Annotated in this window: 17 protein-coding genes, 2 pseudogenes and 1 other annotated feature; of the genes and pseudogenes, 18 read left to right on the top strand and 1 reads right to left on the bottom strand. The window is 39.1% G+C overall.

The window, feature by feature from the left end; all coding sequences use genetic code 11:
• Nucleotides 1-45: 45 nt before the first annotated feature.
• The 7 genes and pseudogenes from JCM10596_RS14165 to JCM10596_RS30315 all read left to right on the top strand — a co-directional run bounded on the left by JCM10596_RS14165 (nucleotide 46) and on the right by JCM10596_RS30315 (nucleotide 6873).
• Nucleotides 46-762: a DUF881 domain-containing protein gene (locus JCM10596_RS14165; RefSeq protein ID WP_025027696.1), complete on the top strand. Its 717-nt coding sequence runs from the start codon at nucleotides 46-48 to the stop codon at nucleotides 760-762.
• Nucleotide 763: 1 nt separating this feature from the next.
• The gene (locus JCM10596_RS14160) at nucleotides 764-1114 is read left to right on the top strand and encodes a small basic family protein (protein ID WP_025027695.1); all 351 of its coding nucleotides are present in this window, start codon (nucleotides 764-766) and stop codon (nucleotides 1112-1114) included.
• A 162-nt stretch (nucleotides 1115-1276) separates the two neighbouring features.
• Nucleotides 1277-2541 (top strand): annotated as a pseudogene (ftsA, locus tag JCM10596_RS25640) (cell division protein FtsA).
• 48 nt (nucleotides 2542-2589) lie between these two features.
• Complete coding sequence (ftsZ, locus tag JCM10596_RS14150; RefSeq protein WP_025027694.1) at nucleotides 2590-3729, top strand: cell division protein FtsZ; 1140 nt, start codon at nucleotides 2590-2592, stop codon at nucleotides 3727-3729.
• A 155-nt stretch (nucleotides 3730-3884) separates the two neighbouring features.
• Nucleotides 3885-5731 (top strand): annotated as a pseudogene (gene asnB, locus JCM10596_RS25635) (asparagine synthase (glutamine-hydrolyzing)).
• A 15-nt stretch (nucleotides 5732-5746) separates the two neighbouring features.
• A complete protein-coding gene (locus tag JCM10596_RS25630; protein WP_051541326.1) occupies nucleotides 5747-6484 on the top strand; it encodes a hypothetical protein in 738 nt (245 codons plus the stop codon).
• Nucleotides 6463-6873, top strand: a complete 411-nt coding sequence (locus JCM10596_RS30315) for a hypothetical protein (protein WP_234410514.1) — start codon at nucleotides 6463-6465, stop codon at nucleotides 6871-6873. Before JCM10596_RS25630 ends, JCM10596_RS30315 begins: the two co-directional genes overlap by 22 nt.
• Before the next feature lie 91 nt (nucleotides 6874-6964).
• Here the strand turns inward: JCM10596_RS30315 and argS are convergent, their stop codons facing one another.
• Complete coding sequence (gene argS / locus JCM10596_RS14135; RefSeq protein WP_025027693.1) at nucleotides 6965-8659, bottom strand: arginine--tRNA ligase; 1695 nt, start codon at nucleotides 8657-8659, stop codon at nucleotides 6965-6967.
• Between the two features lie 186 nt (nucleotides 8660-8845).
• On the opposite strand from argS, the gene spoIIGA reads away from it, so the two are divergent.
• The 11 genes from spoIIGA to JCM10596_RS25625 all read left to right on the top strand — a co-directional run bounded on the left by spoIIGA (nucleotide 8846) and on the right by JCM10596_RS25625 (nucleotide 16327).
• On the top strand, nucleotides 8846-9784 hold the full coding sequence (spoIIGA, locus tag JCM10596_RS14130; protein WP_025027692.1) for a sigma-E processing peptidase SpoIIGA: 939 nt from the start codon (nucleotides 8846-8848) through the stop codon (nucleotides 9782-9784).
• Nucleotides 9785-9787: 3 nt separating this feature from the next.
• Nucleotides 9788-10510, top strand: coding sequence for an RNA polymerase sporulation sigma factor SigE (gene sigE / locus JCM10596_RS14125; RefSeq protein WP_025027691.1), 723 nt, complete (start codon nucleotides 9788-9790; stop codon nucleotides 10508-10510).
• Between the two features lie 38 nt (nucleotides 10511-10548).
• The gene (locus JCM10596_RS14120; RefSeq protein ID WP_025027690.1) at nucleotides 10549-11325 is read left to right on the top strand and encodes a CPBP family intramembrane glutamic endopeptidase; all 777 of its coding nucleotides are present in this window, start codon (nucleotides 10549-10551) and stop codon (nucleotides 11323-11325) included.
• Nucleotides 11326-11422: 97 nt separating this feature from the next.
• Nucleotides 11423-12202, top strand: a complete 780-nt coding sequence (gene sigG / locus JCM10596_RS14115) for an RNA polymerase sporulation sigma factor SigG (RefSeq protein WP_025027689.1) — start codon at nucleotides 11423-11425, stop codon at nucleotides 12200-12202.
• Between the two features lie 67 nt (nucleotides 12203-12269).
• Nucleotides 12270-12584: a YlmC/YmxH family sporulation protein gene (locus JCM10596_RS14110; protein ID WP_025027688.1), complete on the top strand. Its 315-nt coding sequence runs from the start codon at nucleotides 12270-12272 to the stop codon at nucleotides 12582-12584.
• Nucleotides 12585-12671: 87 nt separating this feature from the next.
• Nucleotides 12672-13505, top strand: a complete 834-nt coding sequence (gene pgeF, locus JCM10596_RS14105) for a peptidoglycan editing factor PgeF (RefSeq protein ID WP_025027687.1) — start codon at nucleotides 12672-12674, stop codon at nucleotides 13503-13505.
• A gap of 3 nt (nucleotides 13506-13508) precedes the next feature.
• Nucleotides 13509-14189: a YggS family pyridoxal phosphate-dependent enzyme gene (locus JCM10596_RS14100; RefSeq protein WP_025027686.1), complete on the top strand. Its 681-nt coding sequence runs from the start codon at nucleotides 13509-13511 to the stop codon at nucleotides 14187-14189.
• A 26-nt stretch (nucleotides 14190-14215) separates the two neighbouring features.
• Nucleotides 14216-14689: a cell division protein SepF gene (locus JCM10596_RS14095; RefSeq protein WP_025027685.1), complete on the top strand. Its 474-nt coding sequence runs from the start codon at nucleotides 14216-14218 to the stop codon at nucleotides 14687-14689.
• 5 nt (nucleotides 14690-14694) lie between these two features.
• Entirely contained in the window at nucleotides 14695-14976 is a 282-nt protein-coding gene (locus JCM10596_RS14090) for a YggT family protein (RefSeq protein WP_025027684.1), read from the top strand.
• A 6-nt stretch (nucleotides 14977-14982) separates the two neighbouring features.
• Entirely contained in the window at nucleotides 14983-15759 is a 777-nt protein-coding gene (locus JCM10596_RS14085; protein WP_025027683.1) for a YlmH family RNA-binding protein, read from the top strand.
• A gap of 82 nt (nucleotides 15760-15841) precedes the next feature.
• Nucleotides 15842-16327, top strand: a complete 486-nt coding sequence (locus JCM10596_RS25625) for a DivIVA domain-containing protein (protein WP_034681369.1) — start codon at nucleotides 15842-15844, stop codon at nucleotides 16325-16327.
• A gap of 74 nt (nucleotides 16328-16401) precedes the next feature.
• Nucleotides 16402-16629, top strand: a binding site (T-box leader).
• Nucleotides 16630-16681 lie beyond the last annotated feature (52 nt).

Raw genomic sequence — 16681 nt, 5'->3', positions numbered from 1 at the left:
GTTTTACCAGCCTATCTAGGGGAATTGTAGAAAGGGAAATGATGCATGGATAATAATAAAAGAGTACCCTACGTGATTACAATTATCTGTCTAATTATCGGATTTATGATTGCTATCCAATTTCAAGCTACGAAGGATCCACAAATAAAAGATTCCAGAGATCTAAATGAACTTCGAGTGGGGCTACAAAAAGAGAGGGAGCGTTCACAATTTCTCTTAAAAGAAATGTCTAAACTAGATCAATTGCTCTATCAATATGAAACATCGACCAACAAGGAAGATCAAGTCACTGACATCATGGAAAAAGAACTTTCTCGTATAAAAAAATTAGCAGGTTACGAAGATTTGGTGGGAAAAGGATTTATCATACGTCTTGAAGAATTAACTACTTATGTAGATGAAGATTTGCACTTTTCGCCTGTTATTTTTGATGATGACTTAAGGGTGATTGTCAATGAATTAAATGCTTATGGTGCAAAAGCCATCTCTATTAATGGTCAAAGAATTATTACAACGACAGCGATTCGCAATGTAGGTGAACGAATACTTATTAATACCATCCCTATACAACCTCCTTACGAAATCCGTGTTATTGGGGATAGTGATATTCTCATATCTGCTCTTAAGCTGGCTGGATTAGATGAGTACTTTATGGTTGTAAATCATTCAATTGTCTATGAACCAAAAGAATTTATTAGAGTTGCAGCATTTACGAACATGACTCGCCCTAAATATTTGCAGCCTGTAAAGGAGGCTAACTAGAATGTGGTTACCGATTATTGGGTTAATTGTTGGAATAATACTAGGCTTATATTCAAAAATCAATGTTCCAGTTGAATACATCAACTATCTATCTATTGCCGTGCTTGCAGCCTTAGATACTTTGTTTGGTGGGATTCGCTCACACTTGCAGGGGTCTTTTGATATATCGGTCTTTGTTTCTGGTTTCTTCTTCAATACATTATTAGCGGCTGGACTCGCATTTCTTGGCGTTCATCTAGGGGTTGATTTGTATTTAGCCGCCATTTTTGCTTTTGGTGTGAGGCTATTCAATAATATTGCCGTTATTCGTAGAATCTTAATTAACAGATGGTCAGGCGGAAAAGTAAATTAAAAAAATTGACACGACTTTTAAAAAAAATTTAGCTAAAAAAAAGAGGGAAAAGCCCTTTTGTGTTGAATAAGGATAAGTGATATCTATAAGGGTTTTGTATTCCCTAAAAATGGAAATTAGTAAATGAGATGAAACATAAATTTTTTAAGGAGGTGCCACGGATTGAACACCAATGACTTTGTTGTCAGTTTAGACATCGGTACATCCCAAGTTCGCGTGATTATTGGTGAGTTAAATAATAATTCCATAAATATCATTGGAGTTGGCTCTAGTGAATCAGAGGCATTAAGAAAGGAGCCATTGTAGATATAGATCTGACTGTACAATCGATCCGCAAAGCAGTGGAGAGTGCTGAAAGGATGGTTGGAATTTCTATTGAAGAGGTTTTTGTGGGAATAGCTGGAAATCACATTAAACTACAGCCAAGTCATGGAGTAGTTGCTGTATCCAGTGAAGATCGCGAAATTGGAGAAGAAGATATTATTCGAGTATTTGAAGCTTCTAAAGTGGTTGCTCTTCCTCCAGAACGTGAAATTATTGACGTTGTGAGGAGACAATTTATTGTAGATGGATTAGATGGGATTTCTGATCCAAAAGGAATGATTGGAGTAAGGTTAGAACTAGAAGGAACGATTATTACGGGTTCAAAAACGATTATCAGAAATTTGTATACATGTATAGAGAGAGCCAATCTTTCTATTGCAGGTATTTTTTTACAACCGTTAGCAGCTAGCTCACTTGCTTTAACGAAGGATGAGAAAAGCATGGGGATTATCCTAGCTGATATCGGGGCAGGTCAGACGACTGTTTCTGTTTTTGAACAGGGTTCTCTTGTTGCGACAAGTGTCATTCCTGTTGGTGGAGAGTACATAACCAATGATATTGCTATTGGGTTGCGTACTACAACCGAGATTGCTGAAAAAATAAAAATAAAACACGGCTGTGCTTTTGTTGATGAAGCCCTTGAAGAGGAAGTATTCAAAGTTCCTAGGATCGGAAGCAATACGGAAAAGGAGTTTAGTCAACTAGAATTAGCTAATATCATTGAACCGCGTTTGGAAGAGATATTTGAGTTGATTCATGCAGAAGTGAATAAAATGGGATATTCTGAAATCCCTGGAGGGTATGTATTAACAGGTGGAGTGGTCAGCTTGCCTTGGTCAATAGAACTTGCAAGACTCGTCTTTCAGAATTCTGTTCGTATCTCTATACCAGATTATATTGGAGTTCGTGAACCTCAATATACGACAGGTGTGGGAATTATTAAATATGGATTTCAGAATGTAAGACCTCAACAAAAGCGAGCCGTTGCCTCAGGTGGATCAAAACCCAAAAAGCGTCCAAAAGTAGAGGGGAATTCGGTACAATCAGCTTCAAAAGAGAGTGTTACAGACAAAGTGAAGAATTGGATTAAAGAATTTATCTAAAGACGTTTTTTTGAGCGTTTTTCTATGACAGTGAGGGGGAGCCATTTAATGTTAGAGTTTGATATGGAAATGCAGCCATTAGCGCAGATCAAAGTCATCGGAGTTGGTGGTGGCGGAAGTAATGCGGTAAATAGAATGATCGAAACCGGAGTTCAAGGTGTTGAATTTATTGCGGTTAATACCGATGCTCAAGCTCTCCACTTATCTAAAGCTGAAAATCGAATTCAAATAGGTGGAAAGCTGACTCGAGGATTGGGAGCAGGAGCTAATCCAGAGGTAGGTAAAAAAGCAGCAGAAGAAAGCCGAGAGCAGATAGAAAATGTTTTAAAAGGTGCAGACATGGTCTTTGTTACTGCTGGAATGGGTGGCGGAACAGGTACAGGGGCTGCTCCAGTCATTGCCCAAATTGCCAAAGAACTAGGAGCATTAACCGTAGGAATCGTTACTAGACCTTTCACATTTGAAGGGCGTAGACGTATCACTCATGCTCATTCAGGGATCGAAGCTTTGAAAGAAAAAGTAGATACACTGATCGTGATACCTAATGACCGCCTTTTAGAAATAGTGGACAAAAATACTCCAATGTTAGAAGCTTTTAGACAAGCTGATAATGTATTACGTCAAGGGGTACAGGGGATTTCTGAATTGATCGCTGTGCCAGGCTTGATCAATCTAGACTTTGCTGATGTTAAAACGATTATGACGGAGAGAGGTTCTGCTTTAATGGGTATCGGACTTGCTTCTGGTGAGAACAGAGCCACTGAAGCAGCGAAAAAAGCGATCTGTTCTCCATTGTTAGAAACCTCTATAGACGGAGCTCGTGGTGTGTTAATGAATATTACGGGTGGAACAAATTTATCTTTGTATGAAGTAAATGAAGCGGCTGATATTGTGGCATCTGCATCAGACCCAGAGGTCAATATGATTTTTGGTGCCGTCATTAATGAAAATCTAAAGGATGAGATTATTGTTACAGTCATCGCCACAGGATTTGATGAAAATCAGGAGTCAGTTAGATCAACAACTGGACAATCTCTAAGACCAGGTATTGCTCAAGCACCTAAGAGTCCACAAACCCCAGTGCGTGAAGAGAAGGAAGAGGTTCGACCGATTTCACAATCCCAATCTTTTAATGAGAATGATTTAGATATACCTACATTCTTACGTAATCGTAATCGTCGCAGATAAGCATAGATTCAGTACATTTGATCATAGCTTTACATCAAGGAGCACCGATAAGAGGTGCTTCTTTTTTTTGAACATTTTTTTGCTTTCTTGAATAAGTTAATTATGGGCATATAACTAGTTCAGAGAGAAGAGAAAATACATGGGAGATGATCATATTGTGCGGAATAACTGGGTGGGTTGATTGGAAAAGAGATATGACCCAAAATGAAGCTCAGGTATTAAGAATGGCTCAAACCCTAACAAAGAGAGGTCCAGATGCCATCAATACATGGAGTGCGAATGAAGTGGCTTTGGGCCATACAAGGCTTATTGTTGTGGACCCTGAAGGCGGAATCCAGCCTATGACTAGAAGATGGGGGGATTGTGAGTATACCATAGTCTATAATGGTGAGCTGTATAATACGGAGGATATCAGAAAGGAGTTGATGAAAAGAGGGTATCGGTTTCAGGCTCATTCCGATACGGAGGTATTGCTCATTTCTTATATCGAATGGGGACCTGATTGTCTGCAGTACTTAAATGGGATATTTGGCTTTGGAATTTGGAATAGGAAGGACCAGGAGTTATTTCTAGCGAGGGATCGAATGGGAGTGAAACCTCTATTTTACACTCAGCATAATGGCTCTTTCTTATTTGCCTCTGAAATCAAAGCGATTCTCCAGCAACCGGATATGAAAGCCATTGTAGATCAGCAAGGGCTACAGGAGATATTTGGCCTTGGACCTTCAAGAACTCCAGGACATGGAGTGTTTAAAGGAATTCAAGAACTACGTCCCGCTCATGCTCTGATCTACAATCGTAATGGACTCAAGACGTATCGTTATTGGCAGTTCAAGAGTGAAAGGCACTCAGACTCATTAGAAGAAACGACTGAAAAGGTACAATTTTTATTACGAGATGCTATTCATCGCCAGCTTGTTGCTGACGTCCCAGTATCCACTTTTTTATCTGGGGGGATAGATTCAAGTGCCATTACGGCTTTTGCCGCTGAGGCGTTTAGGCAAGAAAAAAGAGGTCCACTTCACACCTATTCTATTGATTATGTAGATAATGATAAGTTTTTTAAGGCTAATGAGTTTCAACCGAACGCTGATCAACCTTATATTCAAAAGGTATCTGACTACCTGGGAACCGTTCATCACTCGATGGTGATAGATACAGATCAACTTGTCGAACATTTGAAAGAAGCCGTTATAGTGAGAGATTTACCGGGAATGGCAGATATTGATTCTTCCTTGCTATGGTTCTGCCGTGAAGTGAAAAAAGAGCACACCGTTGCTTTATCTGGGGAATGTGCAGATGAAATATTTGGTGGGTATCCCTGGTTTCATAAGTCAGAGGCGATGTATACTTCTTCTTTTCCTTGGATGCAATCAACAGGAGAAAGAGAGAATCTTCTCACATCTGATTGGCAAAAACGATTGAAGCTTCAAGAATATGTTTCCCTGCGCTATGAGGAAACATTACAAGAGGTACCTGTGCTAGAAGGAGAAAGTAAGGAGGATGCCAGAAGACGAGAACTGTTTTATTTAAATCAGCTTTGGTTTATGACAACGCTACTGGACCGCAAAGATCGAATGAGTATGGGCGCTTGTTTAGAGGTCAGGGTTCCTTTTGCAGATCATCGCATTGTGGAATATGTTTGGAATATTCCCTGGTCCATGAAGATGATAGATGGGCAAGAGAAGGGGATTCTGCGTAGAGCGTTACGTGGGGTCTTGCCAGAAGAGGTTCTATATCGTAAAAAAAGTCCCTATCCTAAAACCCACCATCCCATTACACTAGAGCAGTAAAACAGTGGATGCAAGAGATTCTTAATAATAGGAACTCCCCAATTCTAGAGTTTATCGATAGGAACAAAGTACAGCAGATCGTAGATACAGAGGGTAGCTCTTTTGTCGTCCCTTGGTTCGGGCAGTTAATGAGAGGCCCTCAGCTAATTGCTCATTTAGCGCAGATCAATACTTGGTTAGAAGAATATGAGATTCAAATTGAAAAATAGAAAGGATGAACATCGGTGACAGGGACGATTCGCAATTTCTATGCAAGTGGAAACACGGCGTCAGGCTTTTATTCATTCAATGATTCCATATTACAGGATGTACAGCAGCTATTTATTTTAAAAGGAGGTCCTGGTACAGGTAAATCATCCTTAATGAAAAGCATTGCTGAACAAGTTTTAGATCGCGGTTATGATCTTGAGCTCATGCACAGCCCTCTCGATAACGATTCTTTAGATGGTGTGATCATTCCTATATTGGGGGTAGGAATCGTAAATGGAACATCGCCATATGTGATCGATCCTAAATACCCTGGAGTGAGAGAGGAAATCGTTCATCTTGCTGAAGGGTGGAATGTAAAGAGATTGAGAGAAAATAGGGGTAGGGTCATTCAATTAACAGACCAGATAACAGATACATTGACCAAGGCATATGAGCACTTTGGTCAGGCGAAAGAAATCCACCTCGAAAGAGAAGATGTCTATCTAAAAGGAATGAATTTCGAGAAGGCCAATCAGGTTACCTCTGAGCTATATGAAAGCTTATTTTCTGGAGAACAATGTGAGAATGAGGAAAGCCTTGTGACTAACGGAAAAGAAAAACACATGTTCTTCGGTGCGGCAACACCAAGAGGGGTTGTTCATTTTATTGATAATTTAACTGAAATTGTAGATAAGAGGATCATAGTAAAAGGAAGACCAGGTTCGGGTAAATCCACCATGCTCAAAAAATTGTGCAGGAAGCAACGAAATTAGGGTATCGTACAGAGGTGTATCACTGTGGATTTGACCCGAACAGCTTAGATATGATCCTAATTCCACAGCTTGGTTATGCTATCTTAGATGGGACTTCTCCCCATGAAATGGAGCCTACGAGGGATGGAGATGAAATCTTAGATATGTATGAAAGATGCTTTGATATAGATATTGATCGGGAATATGCTACACAGCTTGAAGAAATAAATCAGCGATATAAAGAACAAACCAAATGGGGGATTACTTGTCTTGCTGAGGCAAAGCTTCTTCAAGATCAACTTGAGGAGATTTATGTTGAGGCTGTAGATTTTGCAAAAGTTAATGAGAAAAAAGAATATATATGGTCTAGGATCGAAGAAGAAATGGGGCAGCACACTACGGAGGAATAACATTACATTGTTTTCTGAAGTGTGAAGTGAAAAGAGATAAACAGATGGTTTTTGAACCATCCGTTTATCTCTTTTATTTTATCTCGTCTTTTTAGATCGCTTCAGGAGCTTTTATTGTTAACATAGACAAGCCGTGCTTTAAAATATCAGCCACTTTTTTAGAGAGTACTAACTTTGCGTTCTGCTCAGCAATATCTTCAACAATGATTCGCTCTTGGGCGTAAAAACGATTAAATAACTGGCAAAGATCCAATAGATATTTAGCAATTTGTGAAGGATCATTTTTCTTAGTTGTTTCGACTAATACGCTAGGATACTGCTGTAAAGCATACAGGAGCTCCCAAGAATGATCTTTTTCAAATACACTATGAGGCATAATTTCTGTAGGTGCTTGCCCTGCCCGGCGCAATAAGCTACATATTCTAGCATGAGTGTATTGGACATATGGTCCTGTTTTTCCTTCAAAATTAAAGGCTTCCTCCCATTTGAAATCAATCTCATGCGTTCTATGGTGTTTTAAATCATTAAATACGATTGCACCGATTCCAATGGCTTGGGCAATTTCCTCTTTATCTTCTAAACTAGGATTTTTTTCTTCAATGATGTCTAATGCCTTCTGAACAGCATGCTCTAATACATCATTCAATAAGAGTCCTTTTCCTTTACGGGTAGAGCCAATTTCTCCTTCGATCTTCATGATTCCAAAGGATAAGTGCTCACAGTCATGAGCGAATTCATAGCCCATTTTTTTAAGTACGGAAAAAACCTGTTGAAAATGAAGGGCTTGGCGCTGATCTACAACATAAAGGATTTTCTCTGGATCAAATGTTTCTTCACGATAGATGGCTGCTGCCAAGTCACGGGTGGCATAGATGGAAGTTCCGTCACTTTTTTGAATGATACATGGTGGAATATTTTGTTCATCTAGGCGAACCACTAAAGCGCCTTCGCTTTCTTCAAGTAGTCCTTTTTCCTTGAGCATCTGAATCACGCGATCCATTTTATCACTGTAGAAGCTTTCGCCTAGATAATGATCAAATTCAACGCCAAGTAAATGGTATAATTCGCTAAATTCTTTTAAGCTTTCATCTTTGAACCATTGCCAGAGTCGTACGGCCTCTGGATCACCTTCTTCAAGCTTCTTAAACCATAAGCGACCTTCATCCTCTAAAGCAGGATTTTTTTCTGCTTCTTCATGAAACTTCACGTATAGCGTAACGAGTTCAGAAATGGGATTAGCCTTAATCGTTTCATCGTCTCCCCATTTCAGATAAGCCGCCATAAGCTTTCCAAATTGTGTTCCCCAATCACCAAGATGATTCATTCTCTCTACCTGATATCCGAGAGCAGAGTAGGTATTGGCGAGTGCCTGACCAATCATGGTTGAGCGGATATGATACAATTTAAAATCCTTGGCAATATTGGGTGAAGAATATTCGACGATCACAGTCGGATGATGATCCACTTGAGCAGGTTGTAGGAGCTCCGTTATGTTCATAGAAAGTAGCTGTGCACTATATTTTTGACGATCAAAGAAAAAGTTAAGATATGGTCCCATGTTAACAATTTTTTCGATAGCGTAGGAGGCTAGGTCCTGTGTATTTAGTTTCTCCACAAGATCTTGAGCAATTTGTGGTGGTGCTTTTCGTAATGCTTTTGCAAGCTGAAAACAGGGAAAAGCAACATCTCCTTGCTCTCTGCTAGGAGGAGTTGCTACTAATTGTTTTAATTGATCTTCAGGGAGATCCACTACTTTTGACAAAATATGTACAACTTGTTGTTTCATAGTATTTACACGTCCTATTCAAAAAACTAGTTCTATTAAGCTTCTATTATACATAAGATGGAAAAGTTCGACAACAATTCTTGGAGAGATTCGCTAAAAAAAATAAGGACAAGTAGGCAAGTTTCAACAGAATTTGAAATATAGATAAGGTATACTAGGTTCATCTTCAGGAGAAGGGGAAGCATTATGTATCTCTATCTCGATTTGATCTGGTTATTAAATTTTTTGATCGATTACTTACTGCTCTGGTTGACGGGTTATTTTCGCAAGATAGAAGTAATAAAGTGGAGGCTTTTTTTAGCTTCTTTCCTTGGTTCTTCGTACGTGTTATTCCTATTTCTACCACCATTGCTTCCTTACTATACCTTTGGCATAAAAATTTGTTTGTCTTTGCTAATTATTTGGGTTGCTTTTGGATTTGGGAATGTTCGTCGATTCATGCTCAGTTTCTTTATGTTTTACTTTGTATCTTTTGTGACTGGAGGAGGAATGTTAGCTGTTCATTATTTGCTTCAATCGAATCACGTTCTAATGGAAGGGATGATGGTGACTCAATCTACAGGTTATGGAGATAAAATTTCATGGTTATTTGTGGTTCTAGGCTTTCCAATCATGTTCTGGTTTTCGAAGTCAAGATGGAACCAAATGGAGGCGACGAAAATAAAAGCACATGCCATTGTTGTAGTAAAAGTGAGCATATTGTCCAAAGAAATACGATGTCTTGGTTTGATTGATACAGGGAACCAATTATATGAGCCCATTACGCGTGTTCCCGTCATGCTGCTGGAGGCTAGCTGCTTTGAAGAAGTCATTCCGAACGCCATTATACAACTGCAACAAAAAATGAAGGATCATCGGATGGGACTCGATTTTGACACAGATGGAATACCTGAAGCATGGCTTCAGCGTATGAGGATGGTACCATATCGAGGAGTTCAACAAGGAATGGAGTTTATGCTTGCTCTGAAGCCAGATCAGGTGGAGATTGAGTATGAAGAACAGATATATAGAACAGAGAGAGTATTGCTTGGCATAAACCAGCAAACCCTTTCCACAGATGGACAGTTTCAAGCCATTGTCCATCCAGCATTAGTTCAAAAAATGGAGAAAGAGGAGGCAATCTAACAAATGTTAACCAAAATGAAGCTATCTTTTATTTTATTATGGTACCGTATATTATTCGCATTGGGATTCAAAGCGGAAGAGATTTACTACATAGGTGGAAGTGAAGCTTTACCTCCTCCCCTCTCTAGAGAGGAAGAGGAGCATTTACTAGCGAGGCTGCCTTCCGGAGATAATGCTGTTCGAGCGATGTTAATCGAAAGAAATTTACGCTTAGTTGTCTATATTGCTCGGAAATTTGAAAATACAGGGATTCATATTGAAGATCTAGTGAGTATAGGTACCATAGGTTTAATTAAAGCTGTGAATACATTTGATCCAGAGAAAAAAATAAAATTAGCGACCTATGCCTCCCGCTGTATTGAAAATGAGATTCTGATGTTCTTAAGGAGGAATAACAAGATTCGCAGTGAGGTATCCTTTGACGAGCCGCTTAATATTGATTGGGATGGGAATGAATTGTTGCTTTCAGATGTTTTAGGTACGGAGAATGATACAATTGGGCGTGGAATTGAAGAAGAAGTAGAAAAAAACTTACTCCATAAGGCGTTACATAAATTGTCTGAGCGAGAGAAGACGATCATGGAGCTTCGTTTTGGTTTAGTTGATGGAGAAGAAAAGACGCAAAAAGATGTTGCAGACATGTTAGGGATTTCTCAATCCTATATTTCTAGACTTGAAAAAAGAATTATTAAAAGACTAAGGAAAGAATTTAATAAAATGATCTAGATGCGAACAGGATGTAGGCAAACTAGGAGGATATGAGGATGAGAACAGGAGTCATTCATTGGAGGCTATTTGGCATCTTATTTGTGATGGGAATGGTAGGGGTAGTGGGAATTTTCCCTTATTCTATCGAACTACAGAAGGATGTCATACAGGCAAGCCCTATCGAACTTTCCACTCCGATGTTATTTTTAATTAACACGATTCAAGGAGCGATCATGTTAGCACTACTCCTGTTTTTAGGACTATGGCTTGCAAGAAAAACAGGGCTTGGAGCGCCATATTTAGAAAAGCTTCTAAACAATGAAAAGATGCCAGGGAATTTCAGAAAAGTAGCCTTCCTCTCAATAGGACTTGGGATTCTTGTCGGGAGCGTCATTCTCGTTGGTGACATTCTATTTCAAACATTTGGGGTTGTTTTAGATATAGAAGTAAGTCAGCCGGCTTGGTGGAAAGGGTTGCTCGCCTCTTTTTATGGTGGGATTACAGAAGAACTTCAGTTAAGGCTTTTTTTCATGACGCTATTGGTCTGGATATTTTCGAAGCTAACCCGTCAGGAGGCTAAACCTATTCATCTGTGGTTAGCTATAGTATTAGCCGCTTTATTATTTGGTCTGGGGCATCTGCCAGCGCTCATGGCAATGGCGGATCTAACCATAACAACAGGACTCATAGTTCGGACCATTGTATTGAATATGATCGGTGGCGTGTTGTTTGGTTGGTTGTATTGGAAAAAAGGGCTAGAATCAGCTATGCTCGCACATTTTTCAGCTGATATTATCTTACATGTTCTTTTTCCTTTAATGATGAATTTGTGACTCTTTTTTAACCGAACCATAGAATTTCAGGTGCATAATTTTTCCCTCTCAGGAGATACTTAACATTAAGTTGGCTCCACCAGGAGGGAATGACATGATGACAAGAAACAAGGTTGAAATTTGTGGGGTAGATACAGCTAAATTACCCGTTCTTACAAACAAAGAAATGCGTGAATTATTTGTACAACTACAGAGTGGGGAGTATTCCGCCCGTGAAAAATTAGTCAATGGGAACTTAAGGCTTGTGCTCAGTGTGATACAGAGATTTAATAATCGAGGAGAGTATGTAGATGATCTATTTCAAGTCGGTTGTATTGGGCTAATGAAGTCTATAGATAACTTTGATTTAAGTCAGAATGTAAAGTTTTCAACTTATGCTGTCCCTATGATTATTGGAGAGATCAGGAGATATTTAAGAGATAACAATCCAATTCGGGTTTCTAGATCATTAAGAGATATTGCTTACAAAGCGTTGCAGGTAAGGGATAGCTTAACGAATCTACATTCAAGAGAGCCTACGGTGAAGGAGATTTCAGAGGTACTTGAGGTTCCCAAGGAGGATATTGTTTTTGCTTTAGATGCAATACAGGATCCGGTTTCCTTATTTGAACCTATTTACCATGATGGTGGAGATCCTATTTTTGTCATGGATCAAATCAGTGATGAGAAAAATAAGGATATTCAATGGGTAGAAGAAATTGCTTTAAAAGAAGCGATGCGAAGATTAAACGATCGGGAAAAAATGATCTTATCCATGCGATTTTTTGAAGGGAAAACTCAGATGGAAGTGGCTCAAGAAATTGGGATTTCACAAGCACAGGTATCTAGATTAGAGAAAGCGGCGATCGCTCAGATGCAAAAACATGTTCAAGCATAATTTTTGTACATTTTTCCTATTTGGCACATATACTTAATGTAAAGTCCGAGTGCAGGTGGGATAAAAAATGTTAAAAATATCCGAGTTTCAAACAAAAGATGTTGTCAATATTGCTGATGGAAAGAAGCTAGGCACCGTATGTGACCTTGAGATTGATCTGAAGCATGGAAGGGTTGATGCGATTGTCTGCCCTGGTCCAGGAAAATTCTTTGGTCTTCTGGCGAGTGGACAGGATATCGTCATTCCATGGCGAAATATTGTTAAGATCGGTTCAGATGTGATCTTGGTCAGACTTGATGAAAAACCATATTTAATAGAGGAAAAAAGCTATAAAGAACCTGAATCTCAATCACAGACCTACAAGCCATATGTTCATACATAAACGTTACTCTAATCGGGTAACGTTTACTTTTTTTGTTGAGCTTATAGAGTTCATTTTGTATGATAGATAAAGTAAGGGGTGATTGACTTGAAAAATGACGAGATCTTGATTCCACATTCCATGCATAAAGAATTACTTGTATTAGAGCGATGGACAGATCAATTTCCGTGGCTAGTTGCAGGATTTACAACAAGGCATGGTGGGAATAGTAGAGATCCATTTCACTCCCTCAACTGTGGGTTACATGTGGGAGATCATTCTGAGGATGTAGTTTCGAACCGTCGGAGGCTACTTCAGCTTACTGGATATGCTGAACAGGAGTGGGTCAGTGCAAATCAGACTCATAGTGACCATCTCTATCATGTCCAACCAACAGATGGAGGCAAAGGGTTGCATACATTAGACTCAGCTTTGCAAGATATCGATGGGATTTTTACCGATTCCCCAGACCTCTTTTTAGCGTCTTTTTATGCTGATTGTGTCCCACTATTCTTTCTTGACCCAGTGAAGAGAATCATTGGAATGGCACACGCGGGCTGGAAGGGGACATTGGCTCAAATCGGTCCAAAAATGATAAAGGAATGGCAGAGCAAATTTCAATCTGATCCAGATCATATTTTAGCTGTCATTGGACCTTCCATTGGGGGATGCTGTTATGAAGTGGATGAAAGCGTGATTGAAGCTTTTTTACAGGTGACGGATATAAATGAGTTTGTTATTCCTACAAACCATCGTAAATATATGTTAGATTTAAAAAAATGCAATGTTGAATTTCTTAAAAAAGCAGGATTAAAGGGAGTTAATATTGAAGTTTCTTCTTGGTGCACAAGTTGTCATGTTGATTTATTCTACTCACATCGCAAAGAACAAGGACGTACAGGGAGAATGACTGCCTTTATGGGAAAAAGAGAGGAAGGATAAATCGTGCAAGTACGTAACAATCTCCAGCGAATTCAAGAGCAAATGAAACAATCCTGTGAAAAGGCCAACAGAGAAATGAAGGATCTGACCGTGATTGCCGTGACAAAGTATGTAGATTTAGATAGAATGAAAGAAGCCTTCGAAGCAGGTCTTGAACATATTGGGGAAAGTAAAGTTCAGGATGCAAAGGGAAAATGGGAAGCTCTTAATGGACAAGGAATCTGGCATTTTATTGGACATTTGCAAACCAATAAAGTGAAGGATATGATCGATAAATTTGCTTATATTCACTCTCTAGACCGTATATCACTGGCTAAGGAAATCGAAAAGAGAGCAAGTGTTTTGGGTAAAATTGTAGACTGTTTTGTTCAGGTTAATATCTCAGGAGAAGATACGAAACATGGACTTTCACCCAATGAAGTAGAAAAGTTTATCCTAGAGTTAAAATCCTACCCTCATGTTAGAGCGATTGGTCTAATGACCATGGCACCTTATGAACAAGAACCAGAAAAGACACGTCCAATATTCAGACAATTGAAGGAGCTTCAGCTAAACCTTCAGCGAAACAAATTTGATCATGCACCTTTAACCGAATTATCTATGGGAATGTCTAATGATTTTCATATTGCCATAGAAGAGGGGGCTACTTTTGTACGCTTAGGCTCTTCTCTTGTTGGAGAGTAGTATCAATTGAGAAGGGAGTGGAAATGATGGGGATGATGCAAAAATTTATGAGCTTTATAGGGGTAGGTTCTGATGATGAACGTGAACTAAACTCCAGACATCAACACGAGCAGGAATACGAGTATGAGGAAGAGGAATGGGTGGAGGAAGAAGCGTTTAGCAAGCAAAAATCTCAAAAAGCAGGTAATCAGAATGTCGTTCATCTACAGTCCGTCAAACAATCAAGCAAGATGGTTCTTGTTGAACCCCGTACATATGAGGAAACTCAAGAGGTTGCTGATCACCTTCGTAATCGTAGAGCCGTAGTCATCAATCTCCAACGCTTACATCACGATCAAGCGAAAAGAGTGGTTGATTTTTTAAGTGGCACCGTATATGCAATCGGGGGAGATATTCAGAAAATTGGTCCTAATATCTTTCTTTGTACTCCCGATAATATTGAAATTCAAGGAACAATTTCGGAAATGATTCAAGAAGATTATCAATCGAGAATGAGGTGAAGTGAGTGGAAGGAAACATCAAACAAGTCATAGCTTTATTATTTGATATATATCGTTATATGATTTTTATTTATATTATCATGTCATGGTTACCAAACTTAAGGGACACTAAATTTGGACAGATTTTGGGGGGCTTCGTCGAGCCTGTTCTAGCACCATTCAGAAAAATCATCCCGCCATTAGGAATGATTGATATTTCTCCAATTGTAGCTATTATTGCTGTTATGTTTGCGAAAGTTGGAGCGATCGCGGCGGTAGGCTTTTTATTCTCCATTCTAGGGATGTAAATCGAAGTGACTCTATATGCACACTTTAGACCAGAGGAGAAACCACTAGTAGAACGTATACTTGAATGGACAGAACTTGTCAGCGATCGCAAGACGTCCAAACTTACGCCGTTTCTTGATCCAAGAGAACAGTTTATTGTTCGATCCATTGTAGGCAGAACGTACGATGTTAAGGTTTCTTTTTTTGGAGGCTATATGGGGGCTGAGCGTCAACGAGCCATGTTGACCCCAGAATATGTTGAAGTGTCGCCTGAAGATTTTCAAGTGACACTTCTTTCCATTCAACCTAAGCAAAAGTCAATTACCTTGACTCATCGAGATGTGTTAGGCTCTTTACTAGGTCTAGGCATTAAAAGAGAAAAATTTGGAGATATTCTGCTTACTGATTCGGCTCAACAATGCTTAGTGAGTCAAGATATCTCCAGCTTCGTGCTGCTAAATTTACAGCAGATTCACCGTTACGCGATTCAATGTGAATCAATTCCGCTACATGACATCGTCCCTGCCATTGGAGAATGGAAATATAAGGAAACAACCGTGAGTTCTCTTCGCTTAGATGTGGTTTTATCTGAACTATTATCTTTGTCCAGGGCCAAAGTAGCTCCTCTAATTAAAGGAGGAAGGGTAAAAGTCAATTGGAAAGTAACTGAACACTCTTCTCTTCAGCTTGAGGCAGGGGATATCGTATCGGTTAAAGGATTTGGTCGTTTTCTCTTTTCTGCGATTGAAGGAATCACCAAAAAACAGAAGTTTCGTGTCGTTTTGGGTGAAAAAAAAGCCTAACAAAGTAAAAAAGATAGCAGGATATTGAATCATCCTGTCGAATATTGATGTAAATCAGGAAAAAGAAGTTGGAGGTGGATCTATGTCATTAACACCCTTAGACATCCATAACAAAGAATTTAAACGAGGATTTCGTGGCTATGATGAGGATGAAGTGAATGAATTTCTTGATCTAGTGATCAAAGAGTTTGAGATATTGATTCGAGAAAAGAAAGAGCTAGAAGAAAAAATAGCTCAAACGAGTGAAAAACTGGGTCATTTTACCAATATCGAAGAAAGCTTAAGTAAAACCATCATCGTGGCTCAAGAAACGGCGGACGAAGTAAAGGCTAATGCGAAAAAAGAAGCACAGTTAATTGTAAAAGAAGCCGAAAAAAATGCGGATCGAATTATTAATGAGGCTCTTTCCAAATCCAGAAGCATTTCAATTGACGTCGAGGAATTAAAGAAGCAAGCATCTATCTATAGAACAAGGTTCCGTACCTTGCTGCAAGCTCAGCTTGAAATGCTTGAGAGCGATGATTGGGATAAAGTCACTGCGGACGATTTAGAAATTGTTCCAAAATAGACTTGACGAATAAACGACTTTTTATTAAAGTATTAAAAAGCATGTAGTTGCTAATACTTGTAATGATCTTAAATGGAATGACGCAGAGTGGGAGAGTAGATAGTGATTGTTTTTTAAGCGAGCTAGGGTTGGTGTGAGCCTAGTAAAAACAACATTATTGAAGATCACCCAGGAGTCAGATTACTGAACAGAGAAGTAAGTAATCTCGAATCATTCACGTTACGAATGTTCAAGCGAATACAAACTCGAAGGAGAATTGTATTTACTAGGGTGGTACCGCGGGTAAACCTCTCGTCCCTACTATAGGATGAGAGGTTTTTTTATTTTTTCTTAAAATGAAGGAGGAAGAAAAGG

This window comes from Caldalkalibacillus mannanilyticus JCM 10596, assembly GCF_000615945.1.
GTDB classification, from domain to species: domain Bacteria; phylum Bacillota; class Bacilli; order Caldalkalibacillales; family JCM-10596; genus Bacillus_AT; species Bacillus_AT mannanilyticus.
The sequence above is the reverse complement of the archived record's forward strand: the minus strand, read 5'-3'. Positions and strand labels throughout refer to the sequence as shown.

What these genes read in the sequence shown, in the direction of transcription:
- JCM10596_RS14165 (WP_025027696.1), top strand. Translation starts at nt 46, where the DNA reads ATGGATAATAATAAAAGAGTACCCTACGTGATTACAATTATCTGTCTA.
- JCM10596_RS14160 (WP_025027695.1), top strand. Translation starts at nt 764, where the DNA reads ATGTGGTTACCGATTATTGGGTTAATTGTTGGAATAATACTAGGCTTA.
- ftsZ (WP_025027694.1), top strand. Translation starts at nt 2,590, where the DNA reads ATGTTAGAGTTTGATATGGAAATGCAGCCATTAGCGCAGATCAAAGTC.
- argS (WP_025027693.1), bottom strand. Translation starts at nt 8,659, where the DNA reads ATGAAACAACAAGTTGTACATATTTTGTCAAAAGTAGTGGATCTCCCT.
- spoIIGA (WP_025027692.1), top strand. Translation starts at nt 8,846, where the DNA reads ATGTATCTCTATCTCGATTTGATCTGGTTATTAAATTTTTTGATCGAT.
- sigE (WP_025027691.1), top strand. Translation starts at nt 9,788, where the DNA reads ATGTTAACCAAAATGAAGCTATCTTTTATTTTATTATGGTACCGTATA.
- JCM10596_RS14120 (WP_025027690.1), top strand. Translation starts at nt 10,549, where the DNA reads ATGAGAACAGGAGTCATTCATTGGAGGCTATTTGGCATCTTATTTGTG.
- sigG (WP_025027689.1), top strand. Translation starts at nt 11,423, where the DNA reads ATGACAAGAAACAAGGTTGAAATTTGTGGGGTAGATACAGCTAAATTA.
- JCM10596_RS14110 (WP_025027688.1), top strand. Translation starts at nt 12,270, where the DNA reads ATGTTAAAAATATCCGAGTTTCAAACAAAAGATGTTGTCAATATTGCT.
- JCM10596_RS14095 (WP_025027685.1), top strand. Translation starts at nt 14,216, where the DNA reads ATGGGGATGATGCAAAAATTTATGAGCTTTATAGGGGTAGGTTCTGAT.
- JCM10596_RS25625 (WP_034681369.1), top strand. Translation starts at nt 15,842, where the DNA reads ATGTCATTAACACCCTTAGACATCCATAACAAAGAATTTAAACGAGGA.